The following is a 19,799-nucleotide window of genomic DNA, read 5'->3' as shown; positions in this document are numbered from 1 at the left end:
ACTCTACTGGCGGGGAGCGGGCCCTGTCGAGGCACGAACCACAAGATCGACCGGCCACACCTCCTGCGGGAGAGGCTCGCCCGGGTTGCGCAGCATGTGGATGAGAAGCTCCACCACGCGCTTGCCCGCGGCACCGATCGACGACTGTGTGGTGGTGAGCGGCGGATCGAAGGATTCGGCCCGGAAGTCGGCCACGCGGTCGTCATGGGCGATGAGCGAGATGTCCTTGCCGACGGCAAGCCCGGCGCGGGCGGCGGCGCGCGTCACACCTGCCGCCTGGGCCATCGAAGAGCAGATGAAGGCAGTGGGCCGGTCGGTGAGGGGGAGCGCCAGCATGCGGGTTGCTTCTTCCTCGCCGTGGCGCTCGGTCATCATGGCCCCGCAGATTAGGGTGGGCGGCGGGATCAGTCCTTTCATCATCAGCGCTTCGCGGTAGCCGCTCTCGCGGTCGGCGGCATAGTTGAAGGCGGTGTCGCCGTTGATGAGGGCGATGGAACGGTGGCCGAGGTCGCAGAGCAGGCGCGTGGCCTGGAGGAAGGCGCCGCGGTTGTCGATATCAAGCGTCGCATAGGGCGCGGTGGCGCGGGTGCGGCCATGCAGGATGAAGGGCATCTTCAGCGAGCGCAAAAGATCAAGACGCGGATCGGCGAGCAGCGGGCTCGAGAGGATCATGGCATCGACGCGGGCCGAGCGCACCGCGCGGCGGTAGACGCTTTCCTCGGTCTGGGCGCCGCGCGCCATGGCGAGCGTGATGTCGTAGTCGAGATCGGAGGCCTGTTCGACACAGCAGCCGAGGAATTCGGTGAAGATGAGATCGCCCAGCATGTTGCGTTCGCGCGGGAAAACGAGGCCGAGCGTGCCCGACTGGCCGGTGGCGAGACGCCGCGCCGCCGCCGAGGGACGATAGCCATGCATCTCGGCTGCCGCGCGCACCCGCGAGCGGGTATCCTCCGAAACCTCGGGGTAGCCGTTCAAGGCCCGGCTGACCGTGGTTTGGGAGAGTTGCAGCAACTCTGAAAGCTCGCGGAGATTCATGGGCTTGAACTCTGTCATATTCCCAAAGCGCTTTCAATAGCCGACCTTTGCCGCGCTGCCGAAGAGCCATTTTGCAGGTGCGAATTGTGATACATTTCGTATTGCGCCGCACACTTATGGGCGTAATTGCTCAATTATACTGCAAAATTCCATTGACTCCCGCGGCAACTGCCGATAGTGAGGAATTATCCAAAGCGCTTTGGATTTTCTTCGAGACCAAGGCGCCCGGACCATAAAACGCAGAGTATCATCATGGGAGGAAATCTGATGAAATTGCGTCTGGCCTTGTCTGCTGCCCTGTTCGCCATGGCGGCCGCCACCTCGTCCTTCGCCGCTGATCTCAAGTACAAGCCCGGCGAGGGCCCGTTCCACTGGGACAATTTCGACGCCCTCAAGAAGGTCGACCTGAAGGGTGAAACGCTCACCATCTTCGGTCCCTGGCGCGGCGACGACGAAGCCCACATCCAGGTGGTGCTCGAATACTTCCGTCAGGCCACAGGTGCCGACGTCAAATACTCCTCGTCCGAAAACTACGAGCAGCAGGCGGTGATCGACACCGAAGCCGGCTCTCCCGCCAACATCACCATCCTGCCGCAGCCCGGTCTTCTCGCCGACCTTGCTGCCAAGGGGCATCTCGTGCCGCTCACTGCCGACGATGCCAAGTTCGTGACCGACAACTATGGCGCCGGCGCCTCGTGGGTGTCGCTCGGCACCTACAAGGGCAAGGACGGCGCGCCCGCCTTCTACGCCTTCCCCTACAAGGCCGACCTGAAGTCGCTGGTCTGGTACAGCCCGGAGAATTTCAAGGATGCGGGCTACAAGATTCCGCAGACCATGGAAGAGCTGATCGCCCTTTCCGACCAGATCGTGAAGGACGGCGGCAAGCCGTGGTGCATCGGCCTCGGTTCGGGCGGTGCCACGGGCTGGCCTGCCACCGACTGGGTCGAGGACATCATGCTCCGCACCCAGCCGCCGGAAGCCTATGACAAGTGGGTGACCAACGAGCTGAAGTTCGACTCGCCCGAAGTGGTGGCCGCGATCGACACCTTCGGCCAGTTCGCCAAGAACGATGCCTATGTGGATGGCGGTGCCGCGGGCGTGGCCTCGACCGACTTCCGCGACAGCCCCAAGGGTCTCTTCTCCTCGCCGCCCAAGTGCTACATGCACCGCCAGGCGTCCTTCATTCCCTCCTTCTTCCCGGAAGGAACGAAGGTGGGTGAAGATGCCGACTTCTTCTACTTCCCGCCCTACGCCTCCAAGCCCGAGCTTGGAAAGCCGGTGCTGGGTGCAGGCACGCTCTTCGCCATCACCAAGGACTCGAAGGCCGCGCGCGCCTTCATCGACTACCTGAAGATGCCGCTCTCGCATGAGGTCTTCATGAAGGACGGCGGCTTCCTCACCCCGCTCAAGTCGGTGAACCAGGATGCCTACATCAACGATGCGGCGCGCAAGCAGGGCGAGATTCTCTCGACCGCGACCACGTTCCGCTTCGATGGCTCCGACCTGATGCCCGGCAAGATCGGCGCCGGCGCGTTCTGGACCGGAATGGTGGACTTTGTCGGCGGCAAGTCCGCTGCCGACACCGGTGCCGCCATCCAGAAGGCCTGGGACGAGATCAAGTAATCCCATCGGGGTTCCACCGGCTGCGACCGGGGGCAGTCGGCGGGCCTTGAACGGTTCTGCTTTCGCGTTCCTCCCGAAAGCGCAGTGGAGACGGCCGGTCGTTCGGCTGGCCGTCTCCGGACCCGATGCTGACGCGTGATCCCACGAAACTGAATTCGACGTACTGACATACTCAGACGGCGCCGCTGCTGTTGCAGCGCAAGCTCCGTCCGCAGGGAGTGGCTGCCATGGCAATGCAATTGTTCTATGCCCTCTTCACCGTGCTCATCGGCGTGGGCGGCTGCCTCGCCTATTTCTGGGGCTCCAACGCCATCCTCGATGTGCTGCTGCCGGTGAACGCCAGCAACGACGACCGCTCCATCCGCAATCTCAAACTGCAATCATTGGTCCGCCCGTGGCTCTTCCTCTTCCCGGCGATGATCCTGCTCACCATCTATCTCATCTATCCGGTCTTCCAGACCATCTGGCTGTCCTTCCACGACAAGGCGGGCGACGCCTTCGTGGGCTTCGACAACTACCGCTGGGCCGTCAACGACACGGGCTTCCGCACCTCGATCTTCAACAACTTCCTCTGGCTCCTCGTGGTGCCCGCAGCCTGCACCTTCCTCGGTCTCGTCATCGCCGTCCTTACCGACCGCATCTTCTGGGGGCCCATTGCCAAGAGCTTCATCTTCCTCCCCATGGCCATCTCCTTCGTCGGCGCCTCGGTGATCTGGAAGTTCGTCTATGACTACCGCGGCGAAGGCCAGGAGCAGATCGGCATCCTCAATGCCATCGTCGAATGGTTCGGCGGCGCGCCGCAGGTGTGGATCTCCATGCCCTTCTGGAACAACTTCTTCCTGATGGTGATCCTCATCTGGATCCAGACCGGCTTTGCCACCGTCATCCTCGGCGCTGCCCTGCGCGGCGTGCCGGAAGACACCCTCGAGGCCGCGGTCATCGATGGTGCGGGTCCTTTCAAGATCTTCTGGCGCATCATGGTGCCGCAGATCATGCCGACGATCATCGTGGTGTGGACGACGATCACCGTGCTCGTCCTCAAGGTCTTCGACATCGTGCTCACCATGACCAACGGCCAGTGGGATACGCAGGTGCTCGCCAACCTGATGTTCGACTGGATGTTCCGCGGCGGCGGCGACTTCGGCCGTGGCGCGGCCATCGCCATCATCATCATGATCGCAGTGCTGCCGATCATGATCTGGAACATCCGCCAGGCCAACGCCGAGCGCAAGGGAGGTCACTGACATGCTGCAACGCATTCGCCTCGAGCCCTCGCGCTTTGCGCTTCATCTTGCGGTGCTCATCATCGTCGCCATGTGGACACTGCCGACCGCAGGCCTCCTCGTCTCCTCGCTCCGCGACAAGAACCTGATCGCCACCTCCGGCTGGTGGACGGCGCTGACGACAACGGTGCGCTCAGCCCAGACCCGCACCAAGGAGGCCTCCGCCCAGGTGGAGCAGGATGGCAAGTTCGTCATCTCCGGCAATCTCTTCGAGGGGGCAGAGGGCGGCACAGGCACGGTCACGGCCTTCGGCACCAAAGTGGCGAAGCCCGATGAATTCGCGCCGGGCGCCACCGCGGCTTACGACGATGGCCGCAGCCTCACCGTCAATGCCGACGGCGCCTACACCTACACGTCACCGGTCAAATTCGAAGACGGCAGGGGACAACGCGTCTTCTTCATGACCTCGGTGCCGCCCGCCTTCACCACCGAGAACTACGCCAACGTGCTGTTCTCGCAAGGGATCGGGCGGGCTTTCGTCAACTCCCTCACGGTCACCATTCCGGCGACCATCATCCCCATCCTGATTGCAGCCTTCGCCGCCTATGCGCTGGCCTGGATGAAGATCCCCGCACGCGGCTTCATGATCTCGGTGGTGGTGGGCCTCCTCGTCGTACCGCTGCAGATGTCGCTCATCCCGTTGCTCAAGCTCTACAACGCCACGGGCTTCCTTTCGAAGACCTATCTCGGCATCTGGCTGGCGCACACGGGCTTCGGCCTTCCCTTCGCCATCTACCTGCTGCGGAGCTACATCGCCGGCCTGCCGCGTGACCTGATCGAGTCAGCGCAGGTTGACGGCGCCAACGACTTCAAGATCTTCCGCCGCATCATCCTGCCGCTCTCCTTCCCGGCGCTCGCTTCCTTCGCCATCTTCCAGTTCCTCTGGGTGTGGAACGACCTTCTGGTGGCGATCGTCTTCCTCGGCACGGAGCCTGACAAGACGGTGCTGACCTACCAGCTCAACTCGCTGCTCGGCTCGCGCGGCGGCAACTGGGAAATCCTCACGGCATCGGCTTTCATCACCATCATCGTTCCGCTCATCGTGTTCTTCTCGCTGCAACGCTATTTCGTCCGCGGTCTCCTCGCGGGCTCGGTCAAGGGAGGCTGACATGGCCGACATCAAGCTCACCAACCTCAACAAGTCCTATGGTGCCGTCCACATCCTCAAGGATGTGAACCTCGACATCCGGTCGGGCGAGTTCGTGGTCTTCGTCGGCCCATCGGGCTGCGGCAAGTCCACCCTGCTGCGTTCGATCTGCGGCCTCGAGAGCATCACCTCGGGCACGCTGGAGATCGACCATGCCGTGGTGAACGAGGTGCCGCCCTCGAAGCGCGGCATCGCCATGGTGTTCCAGTCCTATGCGCTCTACCCGCACATGAGCGTCTACGAGAACATTTCCTTCGCGCTGGAAAACCAGGGCGTGCCCCGCGACGAGATCAAGACGCGGGTGGGCAAGGTGGCGGAAATGCTGCAGCTCACGCCTTACCTGACGCGCCTGCCGAAGGCGCTCTCGGGCGGCCAGCGCCAACGCGTCGCCATCGGCCGCGCCATCGTGCGTGGGGCGAAGGTCTTCCTCTTCGACGAGCCGCTCTCCAACCTCGATGCGGCCCTCCGCGTCGCCACCCGCATGGAGATCGCCAAGCTCAAGCGCGACATGCCGGAAACCACCATGATCTATGTCACCCACGATCAGGTGGAAGCGATGACGCTCGCCGACCGCATCGTGGTGCTGCAGGCGGGCCGGGTGGAGCAGGTGGGCACGCCCATGGAACTCTACGAGCGCCCCGGCAATCTCTTCGTCGCGGGCTTCATCGGCTCGCCGAAGATGAACTTCATCACCGGAGCGCCTGCGGAGAAGGCCAAGTGCAAGACGCTGGGCGTGCGCCCCGAACACCTGGACATTTCCACCAAGGCCGGTGCCGGCAGCATGGGCGGAAAAGTCGAGTATGCCGAAATTCTGGGCAGCGACAGTTTTATCTATGTGGCGACGGACCACGGGCTTATAACGGCCCGTGAAAATGGGCGCACCACCGTGAAGACCGGCGATACGGTCTACCTTACCCCCCAGGCGGGCCAAACGCACCGCTTCGATGACAACGGAAAGAGACTCGATTCCAAATGACCATCCGCACACTGATCTGGCATGAACACCGCCACGAGAAGAAGAACAAGCTCGTGGCCTCCCTCTATCCCGAAGGCATGCATGGCGCATTGAAGAAGGCCTTTGCCGGCGACAAGGATTTCGTCGTCGACCATGCGCTCCTCGATGATGACGCCGAACACGGCCTCTCGGAAAAGCGCCTCGCCGAAACCGACGTGCTGATCTGGTGGGGCCATGCCGCCCATGGCGACGTGAAGGACGAGATCGTCGAACGCGTGGCGAAGCGCGTCTATGAGGGCATGGGGCTGATCGTGCTCCACTCCGGCCACTACTCGAAGATCTTCAAGCGCCTGATGGGTACGCCGTGCTCGCTCAAGTGGCGCGAGGCGGGCGAGAAGGAACTGGTGTGGATCATCAATCCGAACCACCCCATCGCCGAGGGCCTGCCCGAGTGTATCAAGATCGAGCACGAGGAAATGTATGGCGAGCCCTTCTCCATTCCGGAGCCGCTCGAGACCGTCATGATCTCGCATTTCGAAGGCGGGGAAGTGTTCCGCTCCGGCGTCACCTATCGCCGCGGTGCCGGCAACGTCTTCTATTTCCGCCCGGGCCACGAAGCCTATCCCACCTACTACAACACGGATGTGCTGCGGGTGATCAAGAACGCCACGCGCTGGGCCTACAATCCTGCCAAGCCGTGGACCGGCATCCATCCCGCTCCCAACGTGCCCCATGACAAGGCGCCCTATCCGCTCGAGGTGAAGGGCCCGCGCCTGCACGAAGACGGCCAGGAAGGCTTCCGCTGAGAGTTGACGCCATGACAAAACCGATCCGACTTCTTGTTCTCGGAACAGGCGGCATGGCGAAGGCCCATGCCACGGCCTTTGCGCTCGATCCGCGCGTCGAGATGGTGGGCGCCTGCGACGTGGTGCCGGGCCGTGCCGCCGAATTCGCCAAGGGCTTCGGCATGGCGAAGAGCTTCGAGGATCTCGACGCAGCGATTGCCTGGGGCGGCTTCGATGCCGCCACCAACGTGACGCCCGATGCGATCCATCATCCCACCACCATGAAGCTGCTCGCCGCCGGCAAGCATGTGCTGTGCGAGAAGCCGCTGGCCGAGAACTACGCGCTCGCGAAGGAGATGTCGGACGCCGCGGAGAAGGCGGGCCTCATCAACATGGTGAACCTCACCTACCGCAACGTGGCGGCAATCCACGTGGCGCGGAAGCTTGTGACCGACGGCACGCTGGGCCGCATCCGCCATGTGGAGGCGAGCTACCGCCAGTCGTGGCTTGTGGGCAATCACTGGGGCGATTGGCGCACGCTCCCCATGTGGCTGTGGCGTCTTTCGGAAAAGCATGGCTCCAAGGGCGTGCTGGGTGACGTCGGCATCCACATCCTCGACTTCGCCAGCTTCGGCTGTGACGCCGAACTGGTGGCGATCCAGCCCCGCCTCAAGACCTTCCACAAGGCCGATGGCGACAAGATCGGCGAATATCCGCTCGATGCCAACGACAGCGCGGTGATGACGGTGGAGTTTTCCAACGGCGCGCTGGGCATCATCCAGGCCTCGCGCTTCATGACCGGCCACGACAACGAGCTTCACCTCCGCATCCACGGCGACAAGGGCGCGGTGGAAGTGAAGCACATGGAGGGCTGGACGGAGTTGCGCGCCTGCACGGGCGATGACGTGAACACCATGGCCTGGCGGCCGATCAAGCCGGAGCCAGTGGAGACGAACTACCGCCGCTTCATCAACGCCATCGCAGCGGGCAAGAACCTGACGCCGGATTTCCGCCACGCCGCCAACCTGCAGCGCGTGCTCGATCTCTGCTTCGACAATGACGGCAGCGGCCTCGTGAAGGTGTGAGTGAGGCTCTGAGCCTCACTCGTCCTTGATCTCGTCGCCGGGCGCACCGCCCATGTTGCCTTGGAGATTGCGGTTGCGATTGCGCCAGACGTCGGGCCTGTCAAAGCGCATGGCCCAGATGCCGCGCTTCGCCGCCTTCGCTTCAGCCTCGGCTCCGGCGATATTGTACGGATCGGTTCCAAGGTGTTTGGTATATGCGACCGCCCAGCCCTGCCGCACCATCTCGCGGTTGAGGTTGGTGCTTCCCGCCGTACACTCCGAGACTTCGCGGCGGTAGCGGTCATATTCCACAAGCGCGCAACGAACCTCGCCGTTCCGTGCGAGCCGGGTGAGGGCATCGCGCGCCATCTTTCCGCAGGGCACCGCCGCCCCGTCTGCCGTGGTGCAGGTCTGGCGGTATTCCGGCGCATCAATGCCATGCAGGCGGATCTCGCGCTTGCCGAGGCGGAAACTGTCGCCGTCGATGGCGTCGTAGCGACCGATGCGGGGCGGTTCTTCCGGATAACGCGTCTCGGGATTTGCGAACCACTCCGGATGCAGGCGGGCCAGCGTCACCAGCACAAGCACCAGCATGGCCACCGTCAGCCATTGCGCGGCAGCGCCGCGCAGCCCGTATCTCATGGATGGCTCATGTGCCGGACCAGCGCCGGGCCGCCACGTCGTCGGACTCGCGGGCATCGACCCAGCGCGGATCACCCTGGCCTTCTTCCAGCTTCCAGAAGGGCGCCTTGGTCTTCAACCAGTCCATCAGGAATTGGCAGGCGGCAAAGGCGGCCTCGCGGTGGGAGGAGGAGGTGAGTACCAGCACGATGTCCTCGCCCGGCAGCATGCGGCCATGGCGGTGGATGATCAGCACGTCATCGAGCGGCCAGCGGGCCCGCGCCTCGGCCTCGATACCGGCCAGCGCCTTCTCGGTCATGCCGGGATAGTGCTCCAGGGTCATGGCGGAAACGCCCTGTCCCTCGTTCCTGTCGCGCACCGTGCCCACGAAGAGCGCGGTGCCGCCCACATGGGTTTTCCCCGCCTTGAAGGCCGTGAGTTCACGCCCCGCATCGAACGGCTCTTGCTGTACCCGGATCATCGCGGTCAATCGCCCAGAAGTTTCTTCAGGGCCTTCTTGGCAGATTTCACGTCCTGTGCCGAGATGCCATCGGCACCCACCGCATCAAGCACACCCTCGACATCGACCTTGGCCGACATCTTCGGATTGTCCCACGGCCCCTTGACGCGGGCGGCAACGGGAAGCGGAAGCCCGCGCTCCGGCTTCACCGTGAGGTTGAGGGCGCGGCGGAGGAGATCGACATCGCCCGAGACCGACGCTGCGAGGCCCGCCGCCTCGATCTGTCCCTCCGAGAGCGTGGCGATGCCGTCGCTGAAGGCAGCGCTCGCCGTGGCGGAGGTGAGAGGTGTGACGGCGCCATCGGAAAGGCCCCAGCCCTGCGCCTCCTCCTTGCTCACGAGCCCTGCAAGCGAGGCAAGGTCAACGCCGTCGATGCTGCCGCCGGTGAGGGCAAGGGATGCGGTGCCGGCCAGCGTCGAGATCAGTTGCGCCGGATTGTTGCCAGTGGCCTTCAGGTCTGTCTGAAGATTGACGGGGCCCGAGAGAAAGTGGATGCCGAAGGCCTTGCCGAGGAAATCCTTGGCTTCGGCTCCGGCCACATCGAGCGCGACTGCGAGGCCCGTGTCCTGGCCCTGTTGCAGGGTGAGGTCGAGGCTGCCCTTGCCGGAGAAGAGCGCGCTGCTCTCCACGTGGGCCTGCAGCACGCCGTCTTTGAGTGTGGCCTTGAGGCTGGAGGGGCCCGCCGTCACGGCGCCCGCCATCAGGCTGTCGCTGGTGACGGAGAGGCTGGCGTCCGCCGCCTTCAGGTCGGCGAAGGGCAGGCGCTTCTCGCGCCAATCGGTGGTGAGGTCCGGCGGCGACGTGGTGCCGGGATCATCGCTGCCCGAATAGATGTTGAAGTTGACGGTGTTGAAGGTAAGCGTTGCGTCGAGCGCCGGGCGGGGGGCCGCGGCCTGCAGCGAAAGCTCGCCCTTGGCCTGCATATTGCCGAGCGCAAAGGCGAGGTTGCGGAACTGTGCCTTCGCCTGCGAGATGGAGACACCCGCATCGAGGCCGAGGGTGAGGCCGTCGGCGAGGCCCTCGAGGGGAACGCCCAGCCAGGAGAGGAAGCTCTGGGCATCGGTTGCTTCCGCCGAGACGCTGCCGTCAAACTGCATGTCGCCCACAAGCCTGAGGCGGCCCGACATGACAACCTGTCCGGCCTTGCTGTTGAGCGTGATGTCGGACGGGGAGCCGGGCTGGGCCAAGCGTCGCGTGTCATCCACGGTCAAGGCCAATTGCGTGGCAACACCGTTGAAGAGGCCGCGGAGATCACCTTCAAGCGTGCCGGTGTCGGCCTGGGTGAGTTCCCCGGTGATGTCGGTGACGGCAATGGCCAGATTGTGCTGCGGGTCGGAGGCCTTGATGGAACCGTTCTCGATGCTGATGGCGAGCGGCTTCACCGGCTTTTCCTTGGGGGCGGGCGCGGCCTGCGCGGCGGCATCGGTGATTTCGGCCGGGGTCTTGGTGTCGCTGGCCACGAAGGTGAAGACCGGATCGACCAGCTCGATGCGGCGGACGCTGCCGCCCACCAGCAGCCGGAGCGGCGAGGGCACGCGGATTTCCCCCACCACAAGCGAGGGCACGCCCTGGGCCGAGGTGCGGGTGAAGGTGACATTGTCGAGAGTGACGGCAAGACCGTCGGAAAATGACAGACCGGTTCCGCCATCCACGCTCATCGTCAGGCCATGGCGGGTCTGGGCCCGCTCGGCGAGGCGGGATTTGGCAAGCCCCGGCAGCAGGGTGAGCGCGCCTCCCGCCAGAACCACGGCAGCCAGAGGGACGCCAAGGAGCACATATCGCAAGGATCGCCGCATGCCCGCCTTATGCCGCACCCCTTGCGGCTCTTTCAAGGCAGGCGATATGAGCATGGCCACAGGATCAGCAGGACCCACATCACCCATGACCGCCAGCCCGCTTTGGACACCTTCGGACGACCGCCGTGCCGGCGCAAACCTGCGCCGCTTCGAGGCCTTTCTGGCGGGCCGCGCCGGAGCCGCCGCCCCCAAGGGCTTCCGCGCCGTGCAGGCCTATGCGCTGGCCCAGCCGGAACACTTCTGGGATGCCGTCTGGGATTTCTGCAAGGTGAAGGCGAGTGCCAAGGGCAAGCGGGTGATCGCCCATCCGGGGCGCATGCCGCATGCGGGATTCTTTCCCGAGGCGCTGCTGAACTATGCCGAGAACATTCTGGTCAAGGCGGATGACACGCCCGCCCTCGTCTTCCGCTCGGAAAACGGCACACGCCTCGAACTGAGCTGGCGGGAACTCAATGCCCAGGTCTCGGTGCTGCAGCAGGCGCTGGTCAAGCTCGGCGTCAAGAAGGGCGACCGTGTTGCCGCCGTCGTGCCCAACCATCCGGTGGCGATCGTCGGACTTCTCGCCTGCGCCTCGCTCGGCGCCATCTGGTCCTCCTGTTCGCCTGATTTCGGCGAGCGCGGCATTCTCGACCGCTTCGGCCAGATCGAGCCCAAGGTGATGCTCTGCTGCGACGGCTACTTCTATGGCGGCAAGACCTTCATGCTGGCCGACAAGATCACCACCGTGGTGCGGGCCATGCCTTCGGTCGCGAAGGTGATCGTCTTCGACTATGCCGGCAAGGCAAGTGAAGTGGCGAACGCCATTCCCCATGGCATCACACTGGCTGCTCTCACCCGTGGGGTTCTGGCGAAGCCCGTGACCTTCGCGCAGCTGCCCTTCGAGCATCCGCTTTACATTCTCTATTCCTCCGGCACGACCGGCATTCCGAAGTGCATCGTGCACGGTCACGGCGGCATCCTGCTCAAGCACCTCGTCGAGCACGTGCTGAACAGCGACGTGAAGGCGGGCGACCGCGTGTTCTATTTCTCCACCTGCGGCTGGATGATGTGGAACTGGCTGGTGAGCGGCCTTGCGGCGGGGGCGACGCTGCTGCTCTTCGACGGCTCTCCCTTCCACCCGTCCGAGCGCGTGCTCTTCGACTATGCCGAGGAAGAGGGCATGACCCACTTCGGCACTTCCGCCAAATACATCGACAGCCTGCGGAAGTCAGGCTTCCGCCCGAAGGATCACATGAAGCTCGCAACCTTGCGCAGTGTCATGTCAACGGGCTCGCCGCTGTCGGAAGATGGCTTCACCTTCATCTATGATGGCGTGAAGGACGACGTTCAGCTCGCCTCGATCTCGGGCGGCACCGACATCTGCGGCTGCTTCGTCGGCGGCAATCCGGATGAGCCTGTCTATGCGGGCGAGATCCAGGGTCCGATGCTGGGCGTGGCGGCGGATGTTTTCAACGATGAGGGCAAGCCCGTCACCGGCGAGAAGGGCGAACTTGTCTGCACGCTGCCTTTCCCCTCCATGCCCGTCATGTTCTGGAACGATCCATCGGGCGAGAAATACCACAACGCCTACTTCGCCCGCTTCAAGGGCCTGTGGTGCCATGGCGACTTCGCCGAGATCACGCCGCACAACGGCATGATCATCCATGGCCGCTCGGACGCCACGCTCAACCCCGGCGGGGTGCGGATCGGAACGGCGGAAATCTATGCCCAGGTGGAACGTGTGCCCGAAGTGCTGGAGGCGTTGGCCATCGGCCAGGACTGGCAGGGCGACGTGCGCGTAGTGCTTTTCGTGCGCCTGCGTCCCGGCATCAGCCTCACGCCCGAACTTGTGGCCACGTTGAAGAAGGCGATCCGCGAGGGTGCCTCACCCCGCCACGTGCCCGCCAAGATCATCGCCATTGCCGATATTCCCCGCACCAAGTCCGGCAAGATCACCGAGCTTGCGGTGCGCGAGGTGGTGCATGGCCGCCCCGTGAAGAACAAGGAGGCGCTGGCCAATCCGGAGGCGCTCGATCTCTACGCCGATCTCGCAGAGCTGAAGGACTAGTTCCCCGCATCCCGGAGATTGCGCGAGAGGATGAAGACCGGAATGAGGCCTGCCGCCGCAATCGAGAGCGCGGGCAGGGCCGCTTCCTCCAGTTGCCCGAGCGAGGCGCTGGTGAAGACGTAAGTGGCCAGCGTGTCGAAGTCGAAGGGCCGGAGCAGCAGTGTGGCCGGCAGTTCCTTCAGCGCATCGACGAAGACAAGCAGCATCGCCGTCACCAGCGAGGGGCGAAGCAGCGGCAGGTGGATTTCGCGGAACACGGCGAAGGGCCTGCGCCCGAGCGTGCGCGCCACCTGGTCGAGATGGGGCGAGATCTTCTCGAAGCCGGCATTGACCGTGCCCGTGGCGATGACGAGGAAGCGCGTCACATAGGCGAAGACCAGCGCCACCATGCTGCCCGAGAGGATGAGACCGGGCATCACGTCGAACATCGCCTTGGTGGCGTCATTGATGCGGGCATCGAGGAAGCCGAAGGGCACGATGATGCCGATCGCCAGCACCGTTCCCGGAAGCGCGTAGCCGAAGCTCGCAAAGCGGGTGATGCGGGAGAGGAGCGGGCTTTCGCTGTTGCGGGTGGCATGGCCGAAGAGCAGCGCTAGCAGCAGCGTTCCCGCACAGGCGAGGACGGCGAGCAGTAGCGAGTTCGCCATGGCCGAGAAGAAGGCCGTGTTGGGAAGATCGGCGAAGCGGCGCCAGCCATAGTGCAGCAGCAGGAACAGCGGCACGAGGAAGCCGAAGCCGATGGGGATGAAGAGCGCGAGGAAGGCGGCAATCGCGCGCAGGCCCCTGAGCTTGCGGCGCTGGATGGGCGAGTGGGTGCGCCCGCCGCGGGAGAGCGTGTCGCGGCTCCGCATCACCTGCTCGAAGCCGATGAGGACGGCAATCCCGGCGAGCAGCACGAAGGCGAGCTGCACCGCGGTTCCGAAGTCACCCTGCCCGAGCCAGGTGGAATAGATGCCATAGGTAAGGGTGTTGACGCCGAAGAACTGCACCGCACCGATGTCGTTCATCACCTCCATGACAACGAGCGAGGCGCCCACCGCGAAGGCAGGCCGTGCCTGCGGCAGCACGATCTGCAGGAAGGCCTGCCAGGGCGTGCGGCCGAGCGTGCGCGCCACATCGAGCTGCGACATGGGTTGGCGCATGAAGGCGGCGCGCGCCGACATGTAGACATACGGGTAAAGCGAGAAGGCGAGCACGAAGATGGCGCCGCCCAGCGAGCGGATTTCGGGAATCCAGCTTTCCGCCGGCGTCTGCCAGCCCATCAGCTTCCGCACCTCCGTCTGGAAGGGGCCGGAATAGGAGAAGTAGTCCACATAGGCGAAGGCGGTGATGTAGCCCGGCACGGCGAGCGGCAGGATCGCCGACCACTTCATCAGGTTTCGCCCCGGGAAGGAATAAAAGGTAACGAGCCAGGCCATGACCGCGCCCACCACGAGGGTGAGGGCTGCTACTCCTGCTGCGAGCAGCAGCGTCTGCATCAGCATGGAGGGGAGAACGGTGGAGAGAAGGGCGGGCCAGCCGCTGCCATCGGCCGTGGCGGCGAGGACGATGATTGCGGCGAGCGGCAGGAAAAGCGGCAGCGAGAGAATGAGAGCTGCGGCCTGCAGCGGCGTCAGCGCAAGCTTCGGGCCGTCACCCGACATGGCTTCCGATGCTGCCACCGCCGTCCGGGCCTCTTATTCCGCGAGTACGCGGGTGGCGGGGAAACGCACTTCCGCAAGCGTGCCCTGGCCGGGCTCGCTGGCGATCGTGAACTGGGCGCGGTTCGCTTCCACCAGCGCCTTGGAGAGCGGCAGGCCAAGGCCCGTGCCCTGCCGTTCGCGGGCAACCGATTCCACCCGCACATAAGGGCGGAGCGCTTCCTGCAACTGCGTGGCGTCCATGCCGATGCCGCTGTCCTTCACCCGCAGCACCACTTCACCCGTCTCTTCCATCAGGGCGGAGACGATCACCTGCCCGCCCGCATCGGTGTACTTGATGGCGTTCGAGACGAGATTGAGCAGCACCTGACGGAGCGCCCGGAGATCGGCGACGACGCGGGGCAGGGACGGAGAAAACGACTTGCGCACCACCACATTGGCGCGCGCCGCCTCTTCGCTCATCAGACGCAGCACGTGTTCGGCGGCGTCGACGACATTGACGGCGGTGAAATCAAGCTCGAGCTTGCCCGACTCCACCTTTGACAGATCGAGCAGATCGTTCACCAGTGCGAGCAGATGGGTGCCGCTGGCGTGAATGTCGTTGGCATAGGCGCGGTACTTGTCGTTCTTCAGTTCGCCGAAGCGCTCCAGGCGCATGACATCGGAGAAGCCGAGAATGGCATTGAGCGGCGTACGGATCTCGTGGCTGATGCCGGCGAGAAATTCCGACTTCTGGCGGCTCGCGCTTTCGGCGGCTTCCTTCGCCTCGCGCAGCTCCTGCTCGGTGCGCTTCCACTGGGTGATGTCGCGCACAACGGCGCAGAAGCTCGCCTGCGAGTGCGGCGATTGCAGCTTGCCCAGCGTGACGAAGAGCGGAACCGTGCCGCCCTGCTTGACGATGGCGGTGAATTCGCGCCCGTCATTGAAGACGCTGGCGAGACCGGGGCCGCGGAGTGCTGCGAGATAATCGCGCCAGGGCTTGCGGCCGTCGGAACTGAGCAGTTCGGCGAAGGGCCGGCCCACGACTTCGTCCTGACTCATGCCGAAGATCGCCTCGGCGCCGGCGCTGAAGCTGAGGATGCGGCCCTCGTCATCAAGGGCGATGATGCCGTCCGAGGCCACGTCGAGCATGGCCTTGAGCTCGGTCGTTTCCATCACCTGCTGGCTGACTGCAAGCGTTGGCGCAGGCTCGGGCTGCGGCGCAGCCGTGACCGTGGGCGCAGGCGCCGGAGGAGGCGGTGGCGGCGGTTCGGCGGCCACCACAGGAGCAGGTGGTGCAACGGGCGTGGGCGGCGGCACCGGCACAGGTGCGGGCGGTGGTGTTGCAACGACAACAGGCGCCGGTGCGGGCTTGGCCGGTTCCGGCTTCACGTATGGCGTCACGCTCCGCCGGATGACGATCTGCTCGGCAGGGCCGTTCACCCAAGGCACGCAGCCGTGGCTCACGTCGATGTCGATGCTCTCGCCGCCTGCAAGCGGCAGGCTGGTGCGCTTCGGCGCTTGCGCCACGGCCTTGAAATGTTGCCAGAGGCCGGTGTCGGACATGAGGCTTGCAGTCGAGTCATAGCCGAGCAGGGCCGCCGCCTTCGATGTTGCGAAGAGCGGGGCATCACCGCGGCCGATCATGATCGCCTCACCGGTCCGCTCGAAGGACTGGCGCACGGGTTCGGGCACGAAGGGCGCGGCCTTCCTGCCGGACGGGGGCGCCGCTGTGCCGCCACCCTTGGAAGAATTGTCCGTGGACGGAGCAAGTGTTGCTGCCGGAGGTGCTGCTTCAGGTGCTGGCTTCGGCGGGCGGGGCGGAGATGCGGGCTTGGGGGCCGCTTCGGCAACCGGTTCCGCATCCTTCTGGGTGCGCGCGGCCGATTGCCGTTCGATCGTATCCTGAAGCGACTTCGCAAGCTGGGCGAAGGCATCCTGCGCCGGAGTTGCGGCGGGGGCCGTGGCGGGTTGCCCTTGCAGGCTCCGCTCGAGGGCGCGGCGGTCGGTCACGTCTTCAAGGATGGCGCTCAACAGCTCCTGCCCCGGCAGGCGCGAGAGCGTGACGCGCACTTCACGCGCGCCGAGCTTGCAGGCCATGGCGAGGATGGCGCTGCCGACATTGGCGCGTTTCAATCCGGCGAACAGGGCTTCCGTCTTCTCCGGGGCGGCAAGCTCGGAAAGCTTGCGTGGGACGGACAGGTCCAGCATCTCGCCTGCGGCGGCATTGCCGTTCACGATCGTGCCGGCGGCATCGAGGATCAGCACGGCGACGGGCAGGTGAAGGAGCGTCGATTGCGCCACGTCACCCACGATTGCCGAAATTTTCTTGGGGGCAGGCTCGGCCACGACAAGCAGCCCCTGCCGGCCATCGGCCAGAAGATGAAGGCTGCACTGGACGGGCGCTTCCGTATCGCCATCGGGGAGCGGGAGGCGGGTCTGCCGGACCTGGCCGGGCTGGAGCCCTGCCACCTGTTCGCGGATCTCTTGCACGGCGGGGTCGAGGGGGTCGAAGGGACGGTCCACCAGATCGAAGACGCTCTCGCCGCCCAGGGCCGCAACCCCCGCGGCATTGGCCCAGACGATCCGCCCGCGCGCGGCATCCCACAGCCAGGCGGGGCTTGCGTCCTGCCGGAGGTCCTCAAGGGTGCGGGGGCGAAGGGTGCTCATAAACTCGATCTGCCAAACTGACCCGAAACCAACCGGGCCCCGGACGAACCGGGGCCAAAACCCCAGGAAGCCCGTCCAAGTCGTTGCAATAAATCAAGTTTGAGAGGCCGCGTCCACACTTCCTTAACCCTGTCCGCTGGCGATCTTTCAGGCAGCCGTATTGTGCGCTGCAAAATTCATGTTGCAATGCACAATAAACCTGCTATATGAAGGTCAATCCACCCATTGAGGAGTAAGAGTCATGAACGCCCGCAAGACCAAGACCCCCGTCGAACTCGCCACCGAATTCGTCACCGACTCGATCGACACCGCCAAGGCCACCTTCGGCGGCGAAGCGGGTCCGGCCAAGGAAAGCGTTGAAGCGCTGAGCGCCTCCGCCAAGGTTTACCAGGAGCGCCTCGCCGACCTGCAGGCCAAGTCGCTCTCCTATTTCGAAGCCAACACGAAGGCCTTTCTCGGCTTCTGGCGCGAAGCCGCCGGCGTGAAGTCGCCCGAGGCGCTGTTCGCGCTCCAGCAGGGCTTCTTCAAGAGCCAGTCGGAAGTGGCGCTCAAGCAGTTCCAGGACCTGAACGACGCCACCGTGGCGCTGGTCCGTGAAGCCGCTGCCCCGGTGCAGGACGGCCTCAAGAAGAGCTTCGCGGCCTTCCCCTTCCCGAAGGCAGCCTGAGCTTCGACTTTTGGTTTTTCCCGGCGGTCCTCCCTCCCGGACTGCCAACCTCAAGGCCCGATTTTTTCGGGCCTTTTCTTTGTCTCACCGCATGTTAACGGCCCCGCCATGCAAGTGTTTGCACTGGCGGGAATGTTGCGCTAGTGAAGCGCGCAGTGCAGCCTTAGCTCAGTTGGTTAGAGCACCAGATTGTGGATCTGGGGGTCCCCAGTTCAAGCCTGGGAGGCTGTACCATCTTTTCCCTTTCAAATTCAATAATATAGAGGCTGTTCCATCTTCGGTGTTCTCGCGCCCGCTTAAACGGAGAAGCATCGGGGAAGCAGCCTACAGAGTAATCGAACACTCTCGTACTCTTTCTCTTTCAATATTTATCCTATTAAAAAAAAGAAGGTGTCCAAGGCGTCCAAGGTGTCCGAAACCATCAAAAAATGGGCATCTTTTGAATTTCGCAAAGTGTCCACAGGTGCCCACAGGTGTCCAACTGCGGCCCGAAACCCCGCGCTGAGTTTTTCGCGGAGTGCAGCGACGGCGCCGGCAAGGTGTCCAAATTGGCTCGGGGCACGGCCTGGCGCCGACCACTAAAAAAAGCGGAATCCTTCGCACTCGAGATCCTGGAACGGCCGAACCGATCGCCCTGCAGCCACCGCATGAGCCATGCAAACAATGGGTATTCGGCAACCTGCAGTAGGCTCTTTAGGACTTTAGGCTGAGGCCATTCCCTGAGACTGGAGCGTGTACACGGTCCGAACTACCCGCGTACCGCAAGTGGCCCGGAAGAACCTATGCCCCCCCGGTCAAAGCGTGGCTCAAGTCGCCTTACCAGCTCTTGCGCTTGCAGTGACCGCCGCTTGGCGCAGAGAGAGGCGCGGGGGAGCGGGGTAAAGGCAGTAGTCTTATTCTTGGACAGCAGCGTCATTGTCGTCGGGTTCCCGCCGCGGGCGGATCTCTTCCGGATCGATGTTATTCTCCACGACAGGAGCTGCGGCAGCAGGCTCATCGACTTGAGGCTCATCCCTTACGCCGTTGAGCTGCTCATAAAGCAGACTGGCGACGAGGCCATGTAGGAGCCTGAGATCGGCATCTCCCGTAGCTTCGAAAGTTCGGTCAGCGACTTGAAGGGCGGCGACATAGTTGGCTCGTTCTCGCTTCAGAAGATCTGGTAGGATAGGTTCACCGGACAACCAGCCACCGGCCTTCACACAAAGCACGAACAGACAGGCGGCGCGGGCGGTCCGCCCATTGCCATTGATGAACGGGTGAATGTAGTTGAGACGCCACAGTACATAGCACGCGAGGAAAACAGGATCTGCCGTCTCCCAGGCTCTGTTGACCTGATTGATGAAGTCATCCATCTGAGCCTGGACGCGGTGAGGAGACGGAGGCCTGTACGCGCCGACTGTCACCTCGCAGGGACGGAACTCGCCTGCACTGGTGTGCAAACAGGCGATCGCATGGAAATTCAAGGCCTTCAAAAGATGCTGGGAAATAAAAGGGCGCTTCAACGCGAGTGAGGCTGCCACCGTTGATCGGAGGAAGTCGAATTGCCTCTCGCCATTAGATACTTCGAGATCCCGGTACGCGGGACTGTCCTCCCTGCCGGTGATCTCGAAGATTATCACTTACGCTGCCGACTTGCGGCCATCCTGCTTGTCCAGGACGGCACCCACGTAATCGCGAGTAACCGAACTCTCTTCATCAAAATTGGCCATGATGAAAGAGATTTTCTGTTGGCGGAGCTCTTCGGCGGTGAGGCTTTTCGATGCAGCTGACCTCATTTTCCTCAGCAGCTGATCATTCGTCTTCAGATTCGTCATGACGCGCTTCCCTGAAATAAAGGTCTGTTTTTGTTGATTAAAAACAGACCTTAGTGATACATGTTGAACTCGTCAACCCCACGCACCGTTCCAGGGAAATGCGATGAGAATTCCCCAAGCTGGAACAGAATCTTACCAAAAGATTAATTTTCC

At 63.7% G+C, this 19,799-nt stretch carries 16 protein-coding genes and 1 tRNA gene; 9 read left to right on the top strand and 8 right to left on the bottom strand.

The annotated features are described in order from the left end of the window. Positions 1–3: 3 nt before the first annotated feature. Positions 4–1,035: a LacI family DNA-binding transcriptional regulator gene (locus tag QM801_RS15955; protein WP_415020196.1), complete on the bottom strand. Its 1,032-nt coding sequence runs from the start codon at positions 1,033–1,035 to the stop codon at positions 4–6. Between the two features lie 267 nt (positions 1,036–1,302). Here QM801_RS15955 and QM801_RS15950 point away from each other — a divergent pair, with 267 nt between their 5' ends. The 6 genes from QM801_RS15950 (at position 1,303) to QM801_RS15925 (ending at position 7,913) form a co-directional block, all read left to right on the top strand. Next, entirely contained in the window at positions 1,303–2,658 is a 1,356-nt protein-coding gene (locus tag QM801_RS15950; RefSeq protein ID WP_415020195.1) for an ABC transporter substrate-binding protein, read from the top strand. A gap of 227 nt (positions 2,659–2,885) precedes the next feature. Further along, entirely contained in the window at positions 2,886–3,902 is a 1,017-nt protein-coding gene (locus QM801_RS15945; protein ID WP_415020194.1) for a carbohydrate ABC transporter permease, read from the top strand. A gap of 1 nt (position 3,903) precedes the next feature. Continuing rightward, positions 3,904–5,049 carry a carbohydrate ABC transporter permease gene (locus tag QM801_RS15940; protein WP_415020193.1) on the top strand — a complete coding sequence of 382 codons (1,146 nt, stop codon included), beginning with the start codon at positions 3,904–3,906 and terminating at the stop codon, positions 5,047–5,049. A 1-nt stretch (position 5,050) separates the two neighbouring features. Then, a complete protein-coding gene (locus QM801_RS15935) occupies positions 5,051–6,064 on the top strand; it encodes an ABC transporter ATP-binding protein (protein ID WP_415020192.1) in 1,014 nt (337 codons plus the stop codon). Then, complete coding sequence (locus tag QM801_RS15930) at positions 6,061–6,849, top strand: ThuA domain-containing protein (RefSeq protein ID WP_415020191.1); 789 nt, start codon at positions 6,061–6,063, stop codon at positions 6,847–6,849. Before QM801_RS15935 ends, QM801_RS15930 begins: the two co-directional genes overlap by 4 nt. A 23-nt stretch (positions 6,850–6,872) precedes the next feature. Beyond that, positions 6,873–7,913, top strand: coding sequence for a Gfo/Idh/MocA family protein (locus tag QM801_RS15925; RefSeq protein WP_415020940.1), 1,041 nt, complete (start codon positions 6,873–6,875; stop codon positions 7,911–7,913). A 15-nt stretch (positions 7,914–7,928) separates the two neighbouring features. On the opposite strand, the gene QM801_RS15920 is transcribed toward QM801_RS15925, so the two are convergent. From QM801_RS15920 to QM801_RS15910, 3 genes are read right to left on the bottom strand one after another with little or no spacing between them, the layout of a single operon-like run. After that, positions 7,929–8,534, bottom strand: coding sequence for a thermonuclease family protein (locus tag QM801_RS15920; RefSeq protein ID WP_415020190.1), 606 nt, complete (start codon positions 8,532–8,534; stop codon positions 7,929–7,931). 7 nt (positions 8,535–8,541) lie between these two features. Continuing rightward, positions 8,542–8,994: a molybdenum cofactor biosynthesis protein MoaE gene (locus QM801_RS15915; RefSeq protein WP_415020189.1), complete on the bottom strand. Its 453-nt coding sequence runs from the start codon at positions 8,992–8,994 to the stop codon at positions 8,542–8,544. A gap of 5 nt (positions 8,995–8,999) precedes the next feature. Then, positions 9,000–10,829, bottom strand: a complete 1,830-nt coding sequence (locus QM801_RS15910; RefSeq protein ID WP_415020188.1) for an AsmA-like C-terminal region-containing protein — start codon at positions 10,827–10,829, stop codon at positions 9,000–9,002. Positions 10,830–10,881: 52 nt separating this feature from the next. Here QM801_RS15910 and QM801_RS15905 point away from each other — a divergent pair, with 52 nt between their 5' ends. Continuing rightward, positions 10,882–12,876, top strand: coding sequence for an acetoacetate--CoA ligase (locus QM801_RS15905; RefSeq protein ID WP_415020187.1), 1,995 nt, complete (start codon positions 10,882–10,884; stop codon positions 12,874–12,876). On the opposite strand, the gene QM801_RS15900 is transcribed toward QM801_RS15905, so the two are convergent. Next, positions 12,873–14,537, bottom strand: coding sequence for an ABC transporter permease (locus QM801_RS15900; protein WP_415020186.1), 1,665 nt, complete (start codon positions 14,535–14,537; stop codon positions 12,873–12,875). The two genes, QM801_RS15905 and QM801_RS15900, sit on opposite strands and share 4 nt — an antisense overlap. A gap of 15 nt (positions 14,538–14,552) precedes the next feature. Continuing rightward, entirely contained in the window at positions 14,553–17,165 is a 2,613-nt protein-coding gene (locus tag QM801_RS15895) for an ATP-binding protein (RefSeq protein ID WP_415020185.1), read from the bottom strand. Positions 17,166–17,406: 241 nt separating this feature from the next. Between QM801_RS15895 and QM801_RS15890 the strand changes: the two genes are divergently transcribed. Then, a complete protein-coding gene (locus tag QM801_RS15890; protein WP_415020184.1) occupies positions 17,407–17,832 on the top strand; it encodes a phasin family protein in 426 nt (141 codons plus the stop codon). Positions 17,833–17,989: 157 nt separating this feature from the next. Continuing rightward, positions 17,990–18,066, top strand: a tRNA-His gene (locus tag QM801_RS15885). Between the two features lie 659 nt (positions 18,067–18,725). Here the strand turns inward: QM801_RS15885 and QM801_RS15880 are convergent. Continuing rightward, a complete protein-coding gene (locus tag QM801_RS15880) occupies positions 18,726–19,451 on the bottom strand; it encodes a Fic family protein (protein ID WP_415020183.1) in 726 nt (241 codons plus the stop codon). After that, positions 19,452–19,646: a hypothetical protein gene (locus tag QM801_RS15875; RefSeq protein WP_415020182.1), complete on the bottom strand. Its 195-nt coding sequence runs from the start codon at positions 19,644–19,646 to the stop codon at positions 19,452–19,454. Between the last annotated feature and the right edge of the window lie 153 nt (positions 19,647–19,799).

This window comes from Aestuariivirga sp. (genome assembly GCF_047600585.1).
Lineage (GTDB): Bacteria > Pseudomonadota > Alphaproteobacteria > Rhizobiales > Aestuariivirgaceae > Aestuariivirga.
Note: the sequence above shows the minus strand (reverse complement) of the source record. Positions and strands in the feature narration are given on the sequence as shown.

Coding starts and splice junctions, on each gene's coding strand:
- QM801_RS15955 (WP_415020196.1), bottom strand. CDS start 1,035: ATGAATCTCCGCGAGCTTTCAGAGTTGCTGCAACTCTCCCAAACCACG.
- QM801_RS15950 (WP_415020195.1), top strand. CDS start 1,303: ATGAAATTGCGTCTGGCCTTGTCTGCTGCCCTGTTCGCCATGGCGGCC.
- QM801_RS15945 (WP_415020194.1), top strand. CDS start 2,886: ATGGCAATGCAATTGTTCTATGCCCTCTTCACCGTGCTCATCGGCGTG.
- QM801_RS15940 (WP_415020193.1), top strand. CDS start 3,904: ATGCTGCAACGCATTCGCCTCGAGCCCTCGCGCTTTGCGCTTCATCTT.
- QM801_RS15935 (WP_415020192.1), top strand. CDS start 5,051: ATGGCCGACATCAAGCTCACCAACCTCAACAAGTCCTATGGTGCCGTC.
- QM801_RS15930 (WP_415020191.1), top strand. CDS start 6,061: ATGACCATCCGCACACTGATCTGGCATGAACACCGCCACGAGAAGAAG.
- QM801_RS15920 (WP_415020190.1), bottom strand. CDS start 8,534: ATGAGATACGGGCTGCGCGGCGCTGCCGCGCAATGGCTGACGGTGGCC.
- QM801_RS15915 (WP_415020189.1), bottom strand. CDS start 8,994: ATGATCCGGGTACAGCAAGAGCCGTTCGATGCGGGGCGTGAACTCACG.
- QM801_RS15910 (WP_415020188.1), bottom strand. CDS start 10,829: ATGCGGCGATCCTTGCGATATGTGCTCCTTGGCGTCCCTCTGGCTGCC.
- QM801_RS15905 (WP_415020187.1), top strand. CDS start 10,882: ATGGCCACAGGATCAGCAGGACCCACATCACCCATGACCGCCAGCCCG.
- QM801_RS15895 (WP_415020185.1), bottom strand. CDS start 17,165: ATGAGCACCCTTCGCCCCCGCACCCTTGAGGACCTCCGGCAGGACGCA.
- QM801_RS15890 (WP_415020184.1), top strand. CDS start 17,407: ATGAACGCCCGCAAGACCAAGACCCCCGTCGAACTCGCCACCGAATTC.
- QM801_RS15875 (WP_415020182.1), bottom strand. CDS start 19,646: ATGACGAATCTGAAGACGAATGATCAGCTGCTGAGGAAAATGAGGTCA.